7 protein-coding genes are annotated in these 19102 nt (G+C 50.4%); 2 read left to right on the forward strand and 5 right to left on the reverse strand.

The genetic code is table 11. From position 1 onward, the window contains the following. Window positions 1-35: 35 nt before the first annotated feature. Entirely contained in the window at window positions 36-11717 is an 11682-nt protein-coding gene (locus tag GbCGDNIH6_RS12170) for a Hint domain-containing protein (protein WP_157692352.1), read from the reverse strand. A 500-nt stretch (window positions 11718-12217) separates the two neighbouring features. On the opposite strand from GbCGDNIH6_RS12170, the gene GbCGDNIH6_RS12395 reads away from it, so the two are divergent. Continuing rightward, window positions 12218-13396, forward strand: a complete 1179-nt coding sequence (locus GbCGDNIH6_RS12395) for a histidine-type phosphatase (protein WP_157692353.1) — start codon at window positions 12218-12220, stop codon at window positions 13394-13396. A 38-nt stretch (window positions 13397-13434) separates the two neighbouring features. Then, window positions 13435-15513 (forward strand): beta strand repeat-containing protein, encoded by a 2079-nt coding sequence (locus GbCGDNIH6_RS07235; RefSeq protein WP_157692354.1) that lies wholly within the window; start codon window positions 13435-13437, stop codon window positions 15511-15513. 60 nt (window positions 15514-15573) lie between these two features. Here the strand turns inward: GbCGDNIH6_RS07235 and GbCGDNIH6_RS07240 are convergent, their stop codons facing one another. The 4 genes from GbCGDNIH6_RS07240 to GbCGDNIH6_RS07255 all read right to left on the reverse strand — a co-directional run bounded on the left by GbCGDNIH6_RS07240 (window position 15574) and on the right by GbCGDNIH6_RS07255 (window position 19073). Further along, entirely contained in the window at window positions 15574-16056 is a 483-nt protein-coding gene (locus tag GbCGDNIH6_RS07240) for a GreA/GreB family elongation factor (RefSeq protein ID WP_072563386.1), read from the reverse strand. Next, a complete protein-coding gene (gene gltX, locus GbCGDNIH6_RS07245; RefSeq protein WP_198355728.1) occupies window positions 16053-17396 on the reverse strand; it encodes a glutamate--tRNA ligase in 1344 nt (447 codons plus the stop codon). Before gltX ends, GbCGDNIH6_RS07240 begins: the two co-directional genes overlap by 4 nt. A 3-nt stretch (window positions 17397-17399) precedes the next feature. Continuing rightward, window positions 17400-17828, reverse strand: coding sequence for a hypothetical protein (locus GbCGDNIH6_RS07250; protein WP_072563387.1), 429 nt, complete (start codon window positions 17826-17828; stop codon window positions 17400-17402). A 150-nt stretch (window positions 17829-17978) separates the two neighbouring features. After that, window positions 17979-19073 (reverse strand): zinc-binding metallopeptidase family protein, encoded by a 1095-nt coding sequence (locus GbCGDNIH6_RS07255; protein ID WP_072563388.1) that lies wholly within the window; start codon window positions 19071-19073, stop codon window positions 17979-17981. Between the last annotated feature and the right edge of the window lie 29 nt (window positions 19074-19102).

The following is a 19102-nucleotide window of genomic DNA, read 5'->3' on the forward strand; positions in this document are numbered from 1 at the left end:
GATCAGCCCTAGTAATTAACCTTATGCCACAAGCATCAGGCACTCAGAGCAAGCCTCTTCATCTCTTGATAAGCTTCATGCTCCATCAGCCGCATGCGAATGGTTTCTAGTTGTCTTCCATCTTCTACACGTGTTGCGCAGTAGCGTGCAGCAGCCACACCGTTCCGCTTCCTTCCACGAGCTTTCACCTTCGCAGCACCTTTTCCAGTATAAGTATGTGCATTGTGGAACATGTTCCGGTTGTTGTCCTCCACATAGCTTTCAGACGCAGCCCCCTCGGCAAACACCACATCATGCGTATCCAGCTCGATATGCACGTAGCTCACTGTCTCCACATGCTGTTCCTGAACGATGGAAACACCGTTCACCAGACGACCGGCCGGAACCAGAACGCCATCGATGAACATCGCATGGAGCGGGGAGACCTGCAGATCCCGCTTCGGCAGAACCCCGTCCAAAGCCCCCTGACGGATACGAACCGGCAGCACATCACGACGACCCTGGATAAAGCGACCATTGTAGCTCCGACGGCCCAGCCAGCGGATCGGACGAACTGCCTCACCCGCTGTGATCACATTATCCCCGATCTTCAGATCCTCAACAGGAACCTCACCACGATCCGTCAGGATCAGCGTGCCATGCACATAGCAAGGTGTGCCGTCATCATAGACTGTCACGCCGTTGCCGCTGGACGCCTGACGCATCTTGTAGTTCTGATCATGCGCGCTCGGGTCAAGCCTGATCGAGTAATACTGGGTCTTTGTCCCGTCACTGGCCACATGAGACAGTATCAGGGCAGTGCCCACCACATCCACCACGTCGGAAGCCTGATAGGCCAATCCGGCCAGAGTGATGGATTCACCGTTACCAAAATCGGAAACGGTCGCGGCCAATGCCGTGCCTGGCGTGCTGATGATAATGTTACCAGATCCGACACCCGCAGAACTCGTGCCACCCAACGTAATCGTGTTGGAGGAATCCAGCGTCTGAGAGACCGTCAATGTCCCGGTCGTCTGCATCAGGATATTCGTGTTGGTCAGCGTATCCCCCAACACCCATCCATCACCCTTCACGTTGATCGTCTGGAAGCCGGTATATTTTGCTCCAAACCCACTCAACGTGGTACCCGCACCATCAAGCTCAAGCACGTTTCCTGAACCAGCAGCGACAACATTTCCAGCAATGGAACTACCGCTCGTCATCGCCAACCGGCTGTTGCCAGCACCAAAGTTAATCGCCGTACGGGTCACACCGGCTACAACCTGAGCAGCAACCGAACCTGTATTAATGACCGTTCCGCCAGCGGCAAGTGCAATAGCCTGACCAAATGCACCAGCAGCACTTATGATGCCACTATTCAAAACAGTTGCAATACCGCTCGCAGAAACACCATTTGAATAAGCATAATCAGACCTCAACAATCCAGCATTATTGAACGTGCCGGAGACCATTTGGATTGCCGTATTACTTGTTTGATTAGCTATAATTGTTCCATTGTTTGCTATGGAAGCATTTATGCCTGCAGTAACAATAATGGCATTTGCTCCACTACCCTGAATCAGGCCAATATTGTTGAGGGTAGAGGAAGCACCCAATGCTATAAGTGCACCCTGCGACTGCGCTCCCAATATTTGACCAATATTAACAATATTTACAGAACTGCCCCTGGAAACAATAGCAGGAGATAAGAATGTTCTATTATCAATATAAGCTCCAGCAGCGTTCGTCAGAGCAGCACCGGAGGTCATCGTAACAACGCCGGTTAATGTTCCTGTGTTATTAATAGTGCCACTGTTGGTAAGAATATTAGAGGAGACAATCGCATTACTCCCTGTGAACGACCACGTAGCTCCGGCATCGACAGTAGCGTTCTGGAAGCCGAGATATTGCGTGCCGATACCACTGATCGTGCCGGCGGAGGCTCCGGAAAGCAATTCAAGTGTATTCGTTCCGGCACTATTGGCCGTGACACTTCCCGTGATCTGGGAGCTGACACCCAGCTTAAGCAGGTTGGCGCCGCTACCTTGCAGGGCAATAGCAGGCCCGGAAGAACCTATGACAGTACCGTAATTGGCAACCGTACCAGCCAAAACAGAGACGATACCGGTGCTGCCACCAGAGATGTATCCACCCACCTGGTTGGTGATGTTGGCATTTCCGGCCGCACTGATACCGAAAACGCCACCCTTGATGGTACCGCCGCTGTTCAGAATGCTCTGCGCAAGGGTCGTTCCGGTGAACTGAACCCCGATTGAATTACCGACAATGATCGCAGAAGCCCCCACATTCTGGATAGACCCTGCTCCCATCACAACGCCGGTGCTGGCGCTGGTAATCAACCCCGAGTTAGTCAGCAGATTGGAGGCATCAACATTCTGGAAGACTACGCCTTTGCCATTGCTACTACCAATGGCATTAAGTGTGCCGGCATTTACAACCGTGCCTGTATTCATACCTAGGCCAGCCCAGCTGCCCTGGATGGTGGCACCTGAACTGTTCGAGACATAATTGGCAGCCCCCGAAGTATCGAGGAAGGCACCAGCAGCTCCTAGAGTTCCAGTATTTAATGAAATAATGGTACCAGAGTTGTATAGGGTTGCAAGATTATAAGTATGAAGCGCATCGCTATTAGCCCGCAACAGGCCGGAATTATTTACGACATTTGTATTACCTTGAAGTATAATACCCCATCCAGCTCCATTAGACTGAATTGTTCCTCCTGCATTATTGATAAGGTTAACACCACCATTATTGATAGTGACGAAACCATCAATAAGGCCACTGTTATTGATGTTGGCTCCGGACGCCCCAGTAATAGCCTGAACAGAACCCGAAATTGTCCCACCTGCCAGGTTCGTAACAATCAGACTTCCAGCAGCGCTAATACCGATATTACCACCCGTAATGGAACCGCTGTTATTAACCACACCCGTTCCAGAGGCGCTAACGAAAGCAATACCAACAGTGGAACCACTAAGAACAGCACTAGCGGCATTCGCAATACTGCCACCACCCATCCAAACGGCACTATTACTACTAGTAATACGTCCTGCATTATTCAGAAGATTAGAATTATCAGCAGAGAAAATACTTACGCCCATACCATACTGGGCATTGCTGGCATTAATCGAACCAGCATTGGAGACAGTACCAGAATACATTCCAATACCGTAATTGCCACCCTCAACCAAACCTGTAGCGCTGTTAGTTGCAAAGTTTCCGGTGCCATTCATATACACACCACTGAATGAACCACCGTTTGAAGAGATTCTACCAGTGTTTTGTAGTGTATTGCCACCACCAGAGCCGAGATTAGCACCATCAGTAAAGGCTATGATAGTGCCGTTATTAACAAGAACATTTCCAGTTCCAGCGGCAGTAATACCAAAAGTACCTCCAGTGGTAACAGAGGACTGGATCAAACCTCCGGCAGCGTTGGTAATATGGCCATTACCAGAGAGAGAAATAGCCTTATATGAGGTAATATTTCCACTATTAATAACAGTAGCACCAGTGCCATTTGATTGGATGGCAGCATACTGAGTGCCTGTATTATTAATAGAGGAAGTTATAGCATTTTGAATAACACCACTACCTACAATAATAATACCATTTGTAGCGGCCAGTGTACCTGTATTGGTCAGGTTTCCATTATTAGTGAAGGAAGTGAAATTAGTGTTATTCCCAGACATGGTCCATGTTGCATTGGTATCCACGATACCTGTCTGAAAACCTGCAATTTGAGAACCACTGATTGAACCAGCCGACGATCCTGCCAGCAATTCAAGAGTATTATTACCTGCGATATTCGCTGTAGCAACACCTGATATCTGAGCAGCAACACCCAACTGCAACAGATTGGAACCATTACCATTCATGGCAATGGCCGTGCCAGACGAACCTATAATAATCCCGTTACTGTTAATAGTTGCCGGCTGTTGGGCAATGATACCAATACTACCAGAGATGTACCCGCTCAGCTGGTTTGTAACGTTAAGGGCACCCGCTGCGCTAATACCGTATGTGCCACCTCTAATAGTGCCAGTATTTAGGACAGTGCCCGCAGCGGCAGACGAGGTAAATAGGATACCATATGCCGCACCGCTGATCAGTGCTGAAGCAGCTGTATTTTGAACAGTTCCTGCGGCCATTAAAACAGCCGTGCTATTGCTGCTGATGGCACCTGTATTGACCAAGAGATTACCGGCACTGGCAAGAGAGAAGGCTACACCTCTACCAGCACCAGAATCGCTTGCCATAATTGTCCCGGCATTATTTATGATGCCGGCATCCATGCCTAGGCCGAACCCTCCACCTAAAACACGCCCGGTATTCGAAATACTATTTCCGCTACCATGCAGAAATGCACCGCTGTAAAAACCTCCAGTCGTCTCCAATGTTCCTGTATTGATTAGAGTGCTGTTAGCACCAAGATTGACCGCATCAGATACGCCTTTGATCAGGCCTGCATTCTGAACATAGTTATTTGTACCGTTAATAACGATAACATAAGCACTACCATTTGAAACTATTTGAGCGTTAGCATTATTGGTAATAGTGCCAGACGAAAGTAAGGTAATAGCACCTACGGCTCCATTCCCTGTCGCCAGAATGGTACCACTATTATTAATAACGCCGCCGCTGTTACTAGCAGTAATAACATATTGCGAAGTACCAATATTACTTATTGTAGCGCCAGTTGCATTTGTTAGAGAAGCCGTACTGGTATTTAAAATAATTCCCTGAGCAGCTGACAGGCTGCCTTGGTTGGTCAGTCTGCCATTGTTCACAAGTGAAGTGAAATTGCCGTTACCAGAAATTGTCCAGACTGCACCCCCATCAATAGAACCTGTCTGGAATCCAACAAAATTAGATCCATTGATCGTTCCTGCAGATGCTCCTGAAAGCAGTTCAAGAGTATTGGTTCCAGAACTGTTAGCTGTGGCTATGCCATTAATCTGGGATCTTGCTCCCAATTGCAGAAGATTGATGCCTGCACCGCCCATCGCGATAGCTGTAGCACCAGCGGGAGTGACCGTCCCATAATTAGTAATTGTATTATTGCTGCCAGCTCCAACAATAGTACCAATCACTGAACCAGAGTTAATCAAAAGGCCGTTGTTGGAAAGTGTTACCACACCCGACAAAGTACCAACGGTAGTATTATTGATGGTTCCACTGTTATTAAATGCACCTGCGTTTGTAAGCAGACCACTGTTTGTAACAGTATAGCCTGCAGCTATACTATTGCTGCCTGAAAGGGACCAGCTTGCCCCCGATCCAACCGTAATGTTCTGGAAATTAATATAACTTGTTCCAATGCCACTGATCACACCGGCATTAGAAGATGACAGAAGAGATAAAGTGTTCTGAGCTGTAGTCCCACCTGTTACCAGCCCTGTGAACTGAGCACCTGCAAGCAATTGGAGTAAATTCTGCCCATTGCCACCGAAAATAACAGCCGTGCCGCCTGCACCTCCTATACTACCAGCATTGGTAATAGTCCCTCCAGACTGCAGATTGATGGCAGCACCAGATGCAGAAGTAGAGTTACCTGAAATGGAGGCATTGGCATCATTAACAATAGTTGCCGCAGCCCCAGTTGCATATATACCGATCAGACTACCAGAAAGAACCGCCCCGCTGACGTTGGAGACATACCCACCGTTCAGCAGCCCGATGCCATAGCTAGTGACACCGCTAATAGCGCCAATGTTTGTGACTGTACCAACACTACCGCTGATAATAATCCCGCTATCATCACCAGTCACACCCCCAGTATTGATAATCGTCCCACCAGCCTGGAATGAAATACCATATCCAGCAGTTGTTCCAGAACGGTGACCAATCAAAGTGCCTGCATTAGAAACAGAACTTGCCTGACCACTAATTGCAGCACCATTCGAATTAATAATGGCACTTGAAACAGCATTAGTAATGGAGCCAGTACCAACAAAAGAAATACCACCATAAATAGCAGAAGAATTTTCTATAAAACCACTGTTAATGATGCTGCCAGTGCTTACAAGCATGCTGCGGTTAACAAGTGTTCCCATAACATTCAAAGTCAACCCGGGAACAAAAGAATTTGTACCACTCATGACCCATTTGGCATTCTGGTCAATCTGAGTGTTAATACCGACGTATTGGGTACCTATTCCACTAATCGTGCCAGTCGTAGATCCAGAAGCGAGTTCCAGATAATTGAGTGTACCTTGAGCAGTGACAGTACCACTCACGACAGCAGTTGGAACCAAAATCAAGCGATTGGCACTGACATTCATCGATACAACTGTGCCAGTGCTGTCAGGACTTAAGGTCCCAACATTAGACAACGTACTTGAAAATCCTAAATTGACCTTACCAGTAAATGTACCAGTGTTAGTCAATGACGCCGAATTTGCAGAAAATGTTACGGTACTGTCTATTGAATTAGATCCTGTCAAATTCCAGTTTGCACCGCTTGCGGCAGTAATCTGGTTAAATCCGACAATTGTTGACCCAATTCCAGAGATGGTAGGTAGGTTACCGGCCTGGCCACCAATCATATTAAGGCGATTAAGACCGCCAGTAGCAATAATAGAGCCGACAATACCTACACTGTTATTGAGGTTCAATATGTTGGTACCGGTCCCGCCTAAATAGATGGCTGTGCCACCGGCATTAGAAATCAAACCGCTATTTGTGACAGTGCCACCCGAACCAAGGCTAACAGCAATTGTCCCAGTCTGGAGCACGGAGCCAGTGTTGAGCAGAACCGCATTTGTTCCACCCCCATTGATCTGCCCATTAATAGTGCCATCATTTGTAATGGTCCCATTTGAAACCAATGCAACATTACCAGCCAACTTTGCTGTAGATGCATTGCTCATGCTGCCAGCAATTGTCAAATTATTTGCAACGCTGATAGTGCCACTATTTATAAGAGAGGCAGATTGAGCAATCGTATTGGTCCCATTAATCGCCCAATTTGCACCGCTATCAATAGTAACAGACTGGAAGCCAATATATTGTGATGCAATCCCACTGATTACCCCGGTAGAAGCACCGGAAAGCAATTCGAGTGTGTTTGTACCAGCAGTATTGGCAGTAACATTGCCAGTAATCTGGGAGCTTACACCCAACTGAACCAGGTTGGCCCCAGTGCCCTGCATCACAATGGCAGTACCAGAAGAACCAATGATAGTACCGCTGTTTACAATTGTTCCGGGAAGCGAGGAGACGATGCCAGTGCTACCACCCGAAATATATCCACCTGCCTGGTTTGTAACGATAGCGCCTCCGGCTGCACTAATACCGAAAACCCCACCCTGGATGGTACCGCTGTTAAGTACAACACCTGATGCAGAAGCAGAGATAAACTCAACGCCGTAAGAATTACCACTGATAACCGCTGTAGATGCTGTATTCCTTAAAGTGCCACCACCCATTACAACAGCTGTACTTTGGCTCGTAACAGTCCCCGTATTATTGACTGCTCCATTTGTACCAAAAACAACAAGACCTTTACCTGTAGAAGTAAGGGCTACAGAAACGAACCCGGCATTATCAATTGTGCCAGAGTCCATACCAAGGCCCCAGCCGCCGCCGATCACAGTACCACCAGCCGCATTGGAAATGTAATTGCCGGTACCATGAAGGAAGGCACCACTGGTATAAGTTCCTGTAGTTTTCAGCAGCCCGGTATTGATAAGTGTACTGTGGCCAATACCAGTAGCAGCCACGGTAGAAGCTAAATTGATGGCATCACTATTATTTAGGCCCTCGATAGTGCCATCGTTCTTGATATAGTTATCAGAACCATCAAATTGCACAGTATGCGTATAGCCGGTGGTAATGTTTACCTGCACAATGCCACTGACATTGTTGATCAAAGTACCGCCGCCACTACTCAGGCTGATACCACCATTAATCATGCCAGTGTTAGAAATACTAGCACCTGCATTTCCAAAAATAGCACGTGAAGAGCTAGATATAGTGCCGCCAGTCTGATTAGTAACGATCAAGCTGCCTACAGCGCTAATACCGTAATTATTAGCTTGAATAATGCCACTGTTTACAACGGTCGCCGAGAGCGCAGACTGGATTCCATAACTTCCAGCCGATGAGATAACACCACCACTCAAGTTTGTAACAAGGACAGCTCCAGCTGCACTGATGCCGTAATTACCACTGAGAATGCTGCCACTGTTGGTAACAGTGCCAGTTACAATCGACGTAACACCACCTGTTACTATCGATGAGCCAGTGAACAAAACCCCGTAAGCTGCACCACTGATCGTTGCAGCTGTCCCATTGTTCTGGACAGCACCTGTGCCTAATTGGACGCCTGTCCCGACGCTTGAAATCTTTCCCGTATTAACCAAGCTGTTGGTTACAGTAACGCTTCGAATTAGTGCACCAACTCCACTACTTACAGTAATGGTACCGGCATTACTAATCCCACCGCCATCCATACCAATGCCGATAGCACCACCTTGGATGTAACCACTATTCGAAGCAGTGTTTCCATAACCATCAAGAAAAGCACCATGATTTGCCAAGCCAGTGGTTATAATGGTTCCTGTATTAATAAGCGTGTTATTATTAGTAAGTGTTGTGGCGTTGTTCCCACCCAGATGTACGCCATCATTAGCGCCCGTTATTCTGCCTGCATTAATGACTGTGTTATTGACGTAATTGGCCTGCACAGCCCAACCATTGTTGGACTGGATTAAAGCACCGGCACTGTTGATAACAACGCCGTTACCACTAAATAGAGTGACTCCATTACCTTGAATAGTACCAGAATTATCAATTGTACCAGTAGAACCACGGATAGCATTATTATTAGTGCCTGAAATTGTTCCACCAGCTTGATTTGTAACAAAAATTGCGCCAGCGGCCATAATACCCTGACTGGCGCCAGAAATCTGACCACTGTTAGTAACAGAAATAGTACCAACAGAAGTGATACCTATATTACCGCCGAAAATCGTACCGGTATTGTTTACACTACCATTGCCAACAAGAGTAATTTGACCAGTGCTTGTATCAGAATTTCCACCAAATATAATACCAGCATAAGATCCACTAATATAAGCATTTGTACCAGCATTGATAACAATACCACCGCCCATACTAACGCCAGTAGAACCGCTTGTGATGGTACCGGTATTATTTACCACATTAAAACTATCTACAGTATAAATACCAATACCCATTCCAAATTGAGTATTCGTTGCATTAATGGATCCAGAATTACTAACAGTACCTGAAAATGCGCCAATACCAAAAGCACCACCCTGAATAAAACCAGCAGCGCTATTAGTTGCATAAGCTCCGGTGCCGTTCAGATAAACACCACTGTTAGTAGACTGTGACGATACAATAGTACCACTGTTGTACAGGGTATTATTATTAAAACCTAGATTGACTGCATCATTTATAGCTTTGATAGTGCCGCTATTGGTAACGATGTTTCCAGCACCATTAGAAGTGATGCCAAAATTAGCACCAGTTGCCTGGATCAGGCCACCTGCATTATTGCTAATAACAGCATTACCAGATAGAGAAACAGCGTTAGTCGAACTAATATTACCTCTATTGATAAAGGTAGCACCAGTCCCAGTTGACCAAACAGCATATTGGCTCCCTGTGCTGGCGATAGAAGCTCCGGTAGCGTTGATAAGAACACCGGCTCCTGCAATGACGACACCATTTGTCGCAGACAATAGACCTGCATTGGTTACAGTACCGCTGGTAGTAAATGAATTAAAACTACCACCACCGTTGATTGTCCACGTAGCTCCGGCATCGACAGTAGCGTTCTGGAAGCCGAGATATTGCGTGCCGATACCACTGATCGTGCCGGCGGAGGCTCCGGAAAGCAATTCAAGTGTATTCGTTGCGGCATTATTGGCCGTGACGCTTCCCGTGATCTGGGAGCTGACACCGAGCTGAAGCAGGTTGATACCGCTACCCTGCAAGGCAATAGCCGGGCCAGAAGAACCTATGATAGTACCGTAATTGGCAACCGTGCCAGCCAAAGCAGAGACGATACCGGTGGTGCCACCAGAGATGTATCCACCCACCTGGTTGGTGATATTGGCATTTCCGGCTGCAGTGATACCGAAAACGCTACCCTTGATGGTACCGCTGTTCAGAATGCTTTGCACCAGGGTCGTGCCGGTGAACTGAACCCCGATTGAATCACCGACAATGATCGCAGAAGCCCCTATATTCTGGAGAGACCCTGCGGCCATCACAACGCCGGTGCTGGCGCTGGTAATAAACCCGGAGTTAGTCAGCAGGTTGGATGCATCAGCATTGAGGATGACGGCGGCTTTGCCAGAGGTGGCATTATTACCGATAAGCGTTCCGGCATTTATAATCGTGCCCGTATCCATGCCGAGACCAGCCCAGCCGCCCGAGATCGTACCTCCAGAGCTGTTCGTGGCATAATTGGCAGCATTGCCGTTTAAATAAGCACCTGCATTGGAAGTGCTCTGCGAAATAATTTTACCAGAATTATATAGAGTACCAACATTATAAGTATGAATAGCATCATTTGTTGCAGTGACATTACCACTATTAACAATATAATTATTTGTGGTGCCGGAAGCATTAATACCAAAACGGGTAGCATCTGCTGCCTGGATCAATCCCGACGAATTATTTGTAACAGTAACAAAATCACCACTAATACTGATACCATTACCACCTATAATAGTACCACTGTTACTGATACTAGCGCCCCCAGAGCCAATAATAGCACGAGTAGCGCCAGATATATATCCACCAACCTGATTGGTAACAAACAGACTGCCAGCAGAGCTAATGCCAAACACTCCCCCCGTCACAGTCCCACTATTAGTAATGGTGCCGTTACCAAATACAGCCCCGGCCCCACTAACAGTAAAAATAACACCAATGGAGGTACCGCCAATAGAACCAGTGTTATTAATATTGCCAGCACCCATATAAACAGCACTATCAGCGCTGGTAATACGGCCAGTGTTGTTCAAAGAATTGATGGTATCGGTACTAAAAATGGTTACACCGCGGCCACCTGGTGAATTAGTCGCATTAATCGAACCAGAATTGAAAATTGTGCCTGAGTACATACCCAGGCCAAAGTTACCACCCTGGATCAAGGCTCCCGCGCTGTTGGTTGCATAGTTTCCGCTGCCATTAAGATAGGCGCCGCTGTTCCCTGCATTATTTGAAACTATTGAACCAGCGTTACTGAGGTAATTATTATTTCCACCCAAATTCACACCATCTGTTGCTGCGGTAATGCCACCAGCATTAACAACAGTACCATTGGTGGATACGGTTACGCCAAAATTAGCGTCGAGACCACGAATAACACCATTAGAGTTGTTGGTAATGCTGGAGCTATCACCAGCAAAGATGCCACCTGCCCCCGAAATGCCACCACTATTGGTGACGGTTCCCTGGGCGCCCATCTGGATGCCCCAATAGGAAGCGTTACCGCTGCCACCACGAATGGATGCCGCAGCCACATTGTTGATAAGGCCGCCACCCGACAGACTGATGCCCGTCGTGGTGCCCGAGACAGCACCGCTGTTGTTAATGGTCCAGAGTGTTGTTAGAGCACTTCCTACCCCCACCCCGTTGGTATTTGAGACGGTGATACCGGGGTTAATATCGATAGGGTTCGTATAAGCGTTAGTAAGAATAACACCTGAAGTGGTTGAAGTGAGATTGCTCATTGTAAATCCGCCCAAAACGAACCCAAAAAGATTCAATTTTTACAAAGTAGGGTATCAATTTTTTGGATTTTTACATAAAAATGATTTTAAAGACAAGAGAGAATATTATTTATAATTTGTTATTTTAAATAATTAATATTTTAATCTTATTTTATTTTTGACTTAATTTTTTGTTTTATCGTCAATGAATTTTTCTCTTTATTAAAGAAAATTTCTTTTAAATGCCAATATTACTGTTAACTAATATTAATAAATTATTTTTAAAATTGTTTTTGTTAAATATTAATAAATTAATTTTTTTAAATTATTTCATTTTGAATTTTTAAAAATTTTCTAATGTAAATTTAATAATACTGATAAATAATTTTGACGTGTTTAAAAAATATTTTGTATTTTATATAAAAACTTACAGGTGAATAATGAGATTTAAGTTTCATACCTTACTTGCGCTATGCATTCTCTCTACAACCGTTTCGTCACATCCTGCATCAGCCCAGACAATGACTCTTAGAAAAGTCGTTGCGCTGGTCCGGCACAGCATACGTTCCCAGGATATAGGTGCTCCAAACAGCCTGGCTGCCCCCTATTCGCCTCTGAACTGGCCGACCTACGGTGTATCCAAGGGTAGCCTGACCGCGACAGGAACGGCCTTTGCCAAAAATATGGGAGGATATTATGCGGATCTGTACGCTGCGCTTGGTTTAAAGGCTGCATCACAATGCCCCCCAACAAGTAATGGGGTTTTTGTGTGGTCCGATAACAGAACACCCCGTACTATAGCGACCGGAACCGCTTTATTAACTGGTGCTTTTCCAGGTTGTGGATTATCAGCGCATTATTACCAATCAACTTCCAATGATCCACTTTTTTATTCCAATCAAAGCCTCACGCCAGGAACACCCAGCCTTAGCATCGCACCGCAGATGAATGTGATGATGCAAATCATGGGAGCCGCGGCTGGAGACACTTATACAAGTTCCAATAATCCTTGTAATTCCTCAACAAATCCTCCTTCGCAAACGACTTGCGCAGATGTCGGCGATTATGCAGATGAGTTCAGACTGCAATATGCTTCCGGCTTGTCAGTCAACAATATTGCCTGGGGCAGCTGGAGTTCCCTTGGCATTGCCAAACAACAGATACTGAACGAAATTCAGCTTTATACTCAATGGTATATGGCTGATTATAGAGCGCAGACGAATGGGGTCGCCAATGGCACCTTTCATTCCGAGAATATCGCCAACCAGATCGCGCTGGCCTTATCACAGGTTACCACGCCTGGAACATCAGGGGGGCCGCCTACTGCACGTCTGGTTCTGTTTGTAGGACACGATTCCACAGTCCAGGCTTTGGGAAGCCTGATGAATGCAAATTGGACCTCTCAGGATGGCGTCAGCAAAGATTCACCTCCTGTCTCCGGTTTGGTTTTTGAACTTTATAGCGATAGTAGCGGCAATTTCTTTGTCCGCCCCCGTTTTATTGCCGCAACACTCGACCAGATGAGGCAAAACCGGCGCCTGACCGCCAATGGCAGCAATAATCCCGGCAACAGCACTCTTATCATTCCCGGTTGCACGACACAGAGTGTCGACAGATGCAGCGCCAGCACATTCATCAGCATATTGAATACCGCCATTGCCAGCACCGGCATCACGCCTACGACGGTGCCATACAACTGAGTGTCAGCTTATCGCGGCTTTTACCCTGGAATGTATAGATGACCACAACCACCACAAATTCCGGAACCATCAGCACAGGAATCGTCACTGTTTCCGGTTCCGAAATATACACCAACACCACCACAGGGCTGATCACTGTTCCAGTAACAGGGACAGAGTATGGTGCCGCCATCGTCAACAGTGGCACCATCATCAACAACGCAGCCAGCACCGGGGCCACGACGGCTGTTTCATTGAATGACACCGGCAGCGTGGCAGGCAGCGCCACCAACATTGATAATAATCAGGGTGCCCTGATTCAGGGGACGGATTATGGGCTGGATATTGAAGCGGCTTCTTCATCTCTAACCCTCAGCATTACCAACCAGGGGACCATTCTCGGCGGGGCCGGAGACGGCAGTACAAATGGCGTTGCCATTTATGGCATTGCCAACACCACTCTGGTGAACAACACAGGGGGCGTGATTTCAGGCGATGATACTGGCATCCGGCTTGGTGTACCTACCGCCAATACCTCTCCCGTTTCTTATAGTATCACCAATTATGGAACCATCACCGGTATCAATAACACCGGGATCGATCTGGCATCCGGTGGCACAGTCACCAATAATCATGGTGCAGTGATCAGGGGGTACTGGGCCGGGGTGGCCATGGTGGCAAACAGTTCCCACAACTCGGTGACAACGGGCGGCACTGTTATCACCGATGGTACAATCATCGGCCAGAATAACATCGCCATTCAGTTGGCGGCGCCGGTTTCTATGGAGCCTTATAGCAATCAGGTACAGATCGGTACCGATGCCGTGTTTGAGGGGATCGTTGATGGCGGCGTCCCCGCCAGCAGCACAGTGGCATCCAGCGCTCTGGTATTGATGGCAGCGACATCTGCCGACACCAACACAACCGGAAAACTCAGCGGCATCGGCACGGAGTTCGTGAATTTCAGTGCTCTTTCGCTCGCCAATGGAGCAGGCTGGGTTATCGACGGGGGGCTGGACAGTATCGGCACCGTCTCACTTGGTGCCGCCTCTGCACTAACGCTGGCTGGTACAGGCACACTCACCTCCAGCCAGACGATTGCGTTCAATAATGCTGGCTCCAGCCTGAGACTGGGGGCCGGATACGCCCTGAATGCCGGGAACCTGCAACTCGGTCAGGGGGCGGATACCATTCAGGTCGCGGATCAGTCTTTCAACCTTGCCGCCGGGAGCGGTGCCCTGACCTTTATTGCCGGCTCGGGAAAAAGCACCATTACGGGAGGTTCCGGTGCCCTGACTTTCACTGGTGGAAGCGGTGCCAGCACCGTCATAAGCGGCGCTGGCGGAGGCACCCTCTCCGGCGGAAGCGATGGCGGCAATCTGCTCGTAGCGGGTGGAGGCAACACGCAACTGCGTGCGGCAGGCAATGGGGATCAGTTGTTTGGTGCCAGCCATGGCAGCTCCACCCTGATCGGTGCAACCAGCGGCCAAGTGAGTTTGGTTGGCGGGGCCGGTGCCGCGATCATCGTTGCCGGCTCAGGCGGGGGGGCCATTTATGCCGGCTCGGGTAGCAGCACCGTATTTGGTAGCAATACAGGGGCATTGGTCGGAACGGGCACCGGCAACAGCCTTCTGGTCAATATGGGGCGCAGCACAATTGCCGGAGAAACCGGCACCAGTACCATATTCGGCAGCCAATCCGGACAGAACACGGTATTCGGCGGAACAGGCACCATGCAACTTTCCGAAACCGGAGGCAGCAATCTCGTGATGGGCGGAGGCGGTGCCATGACCCTGTTTGGTGGCGTCGGCAACGATACCATCCTGACCGGCCAAGGCGGGACCATGACGGCTTTCCTCAGTGGCAATCAGAATTTGGTGGGTCTGGGGAGTGCCAACGCCATGGTCGTCGCAGGCTCAGGCAGCGATGTGTTCGCCGTTACCGCCGGTGCGGGCGGCGGTACGACAGCGATTTATGATTTCGACACCAGCAAGGATAAAATCGGACTTTTTGGCTACCAACTCACCGAGATCAACCAGAACGTCACCAATGGCTCGTTACAGATTTCGCTCTCTGATCATACCGTCATCACCCTGTCCGGCGTGACCAACGCCCAGGGAAGTATCCTGACCGCCTGACCGACCGATCCCCGATTTGGCCAACTTTTTTCACCGGCCTATCCGCTGACAGAAACCCTGTCAGCGGATGATTTTCAGAACCATTGCTGGCGGACGGCCTGCGCCGAATGTCACCTCCTCCTCAAGCGCCGCCCCAAGCAGGGCCTCCGCGAGAGGGGAAGCATAGCTGATCAGGCCCTGTTTCGGATCGGCCTCATCTTCCCCGACGATGCGGTAGACCACGGTGCGATCACCCAGACTGAGCTGGACGGTATCCCCGAACGCGACCCCCGCCAGATCATCCGCTGCAGGTGGCACCAGTTGGGCCGAGGCGCGGCGCGCCAGCCAGTACCGCAGATCACGGGCCAGCGCCGCGCGGCTCTCACTCTCCTCGGGATGGGACTGTTTTTCTTCCGCCAGAGCCGTTTGCAGCCGGGCAATCTCCGCCTCAATCGCTGACAGGCCGCTGGCAGTCACGAAATTGGGGCGATCACTGATCGGGCGTTCCGGCACTTCGGCAGCCTGAGCCGCCATCGCATCCTCGGAGACGAAAGCACGACTCATTCCGCCATGGCTCCCGATGTCAGAGCGAGGCGGGTCCACACACGTTCAGCCCCCATCAGAGGCAGCAGAGCGGCCAGTTCCGGCCCATGCTCTTCCCCTGTCAGTGCCAGACGGAGCGGGCGGAACAAGGCCCGGCCCGAGCGGCCCGATGCCTCCTTCACAGCACGCGTCCAGACAGACCATGTGGTGGTATCCCACGGCTCCTGCGGCAGCAGAGGGAGGGCCTGCTTCAGCAGGGCATTATCCTCATCCGTCAGAACCGGTGGCACAATGCTGCCCGCAACGACATCCCACCAGAGACGCGCCTCAGCCAGCATATCCAGATTGCCGCGCACAGCCTCCCAGAATGCTTCTGTCGCACCCTGCGGCAAACGGTCCTGCACGGCGCTGAACGGCATAGTCTGCAAGGTGCGGCGATTCAACGCGGCCAGCTGACTGCCATCGAACCGGGCCGAGGAAGCAGAAAACGCATCCAGATCAAACTCCTGCGCCAGTTCCGCCAGCGTCAATGGCTGCGGATCGCGGGAGGAGCCGAGACGCGCCAGATAGGAAACCAGCGCCACCGGCTCGATCCCATCCCGCGCAAGACTGCGCAAGGTCAGGCTGTCGATCCGCTTGGAGAGCTTGCCGCCATCCGCATCCGTCAGCAGCGGCAGATGCGCAAGCGCAGGCGCCGCCTTGCCGAGTGCCTCGAACAGATCGGTCTGCACACCGCTATTACTGATATGATCCTCACCACGGATGATGTGGGTGACACCGGTTGCGATATCATCCACCACCGAGGTGAACGTATAAAGCGGCGTGCCATCAGCACGGATCACCACCGGATCGGAGATCGCCTGCAACTTCACCTGCCGCGGCCCCAGCACGCCATCGCGCCAGCTAACGGTGCGATCGGACAACAGGAAGCGCCAGTATGGACGCTTGCCATTGGCTTCCGCCTGTGCACGCTGCTCCGGCGTCATTTTCAGCATGGCACGGTCATAAACCGGGGCCCGTCCCTGCTTCAGACGAAGTTCCCTTTTGTAGCGAAGTTCTTCCTCGCTCTCGAAACAGGGATACAGACGACCGGAGGCTTTCAAAGCTTCAGCAGCAGCTTCATAGCGGTCCATATTGTCGCGCTGGCGGAATGTATCGGCCCATTCAATCCCCATCCAGCGGAGATCCTGCGCAATCGCTTCCGCATATTCATCGCGGGAGCGTTCCAGATCGGTATCGTCCAGACGCAGGGTGAACTTGCCGGAATAGCGCAGCGCAAACAGCGCATTGGCTACTGCAATCCGGGCATTACCAACATGCAGATAGCCCGTCGGACTGGGCGCGAAACGAACATGCACCATGGATCAATCCTCTCGCCCGTCACCATCGGCAGCCGCCGAGGCGGAGGAGGACGCACCCTCCTCCGCATCATCATCCGTATCCCGGCGTGGATCGATCAGGCGCCAGTCCCGGTCTTCCCCCTTGGCCGGTTCACGAGCGAAAACCCCGACTTCCGCGGCGCTGGACCAGCCATGCTCGCCCCCATCCACGACTTCAGCGTCCTCTCCGAAAGCAGACCATGCGGCCAGCACGTCAGCCGGAGCCATACCGGTCTCGCGGCACCGTTCGAGGCTGTCGCGCACATAGCGGCGTGCAAAGGCATTGGCGTGCATCAGCGTCAGAAAACCTGACACTTCCTCCACCACGCGATCTTCCAGCGCCGCATCTTCGGGGGCCGACAGATCGAGGATGCGTACACACCATCCACCATCGGGAGAAAACAGATCACTCAAACCAGTCTGCCTTTCATCTGGGCGTTCTGACCGCCCGGCGCACTAAAACAGGAAACCCGCCCGGCGCGGTGGCGGGCGGGTTGAAAGCCTATCATATAGTGCAGTTGCTCCGCCGATAGAAGCAAGGCGACGGAAAGGCAGACACCCCGTTTATGCCGCCTGCGGCTCCGACTGAACCATAGCATGGCGCTGATCATGAATCAGCGTATGGATAAAGGCCAGCTTCGCCTCCACCGCGCTGTTCAATACAAAGGGATATAGATCAGACTCCCCCATGCTCCGGTTGAGACTGTTCACGGCCACCGTCAGCGGAACCCAGGCGGTGATCAGATCTTCGATACGATCAACCTCATGGGGACCGAAATCAATTTTTGTCGCCATTTCACCGCTGACATCGGCCTTTGCCCGCACCTGAAGCCCGAAGGCGTTGGCAGTCTCCAGCGTATCGACGATATGCAGGTAATGCGCCCATGTTTCCGCGAAATCCTCCCAGGGATGCACGCTGGCATAAGCGCTGATGAAATTCTCCTCCCAACCCACAGGGGGGCCGTTCTCATATCGGTTCTGCAAAGCCTGCTGATAATCCAGCTGGTCATCGCCAAACACAGCACGGCATTCTTCCAGACGGTCGCCATCCCGCACCAGACGATCCCAGAAGAAATGCCCGACTTCATGACGGAAATGACCGATCAAAGTGCGATATTGCTCGCCCATCTCCTGCTGCATCTTGGCACGCTCGGCATCGTCAGCCTCTTTCAGAGCGATGGTGATAACACCGTTATCGTGACCGGTCAGCACCGGCTCCTCCGGAGTGTCATCCTTAAAATCGAATACCAGCCCCTCCGGATGCTCCTGCACCGTCGGCAGGGGCAGACCAAGCTGGATCAGCGTATAAAACAGGCGATGTTTGGCCAACTCAAGCTTCTGCCATTTCTCCAGATTGCCGGGAATAGACAGATCGGGAATGGTCCGGTTATGGCGGCAGGCCAGACAGAACCGGTCGGCACTCCCAGTCGGGACCAGCCAGTTGCAGCCATCATTCACTACATTGTCGCAGAAACGATAAGTGCCTCCATCCGCCATGGCGCGGAACACAGCTGTTCCATCCTCCTCAGGTTCCATCGGCTCCAGCGCGCTGAGCGAAGCCGTCTGGGGAATATATCCCAGCCTGTGCCCACATTTGCCGCATTCCCGGTTTTCGAAATACAGCAGGTTTCCGCAATGGTCGCAGTTGAAGAGCTTCATGACATGATCCGATCCGGCAATGTGCAGGC

The sequence above is a fragment of the Granulibacter bethesdensis genome (assembly GCF_001889525.1).
Classification (GTDB): domain Bacteria; phylum Pseudomonadota; class Alphaproteobacteria; order Acetobacterales; family Acetobacteraceae; genus Granulibacter; species Granulibacter bethesdensis_C.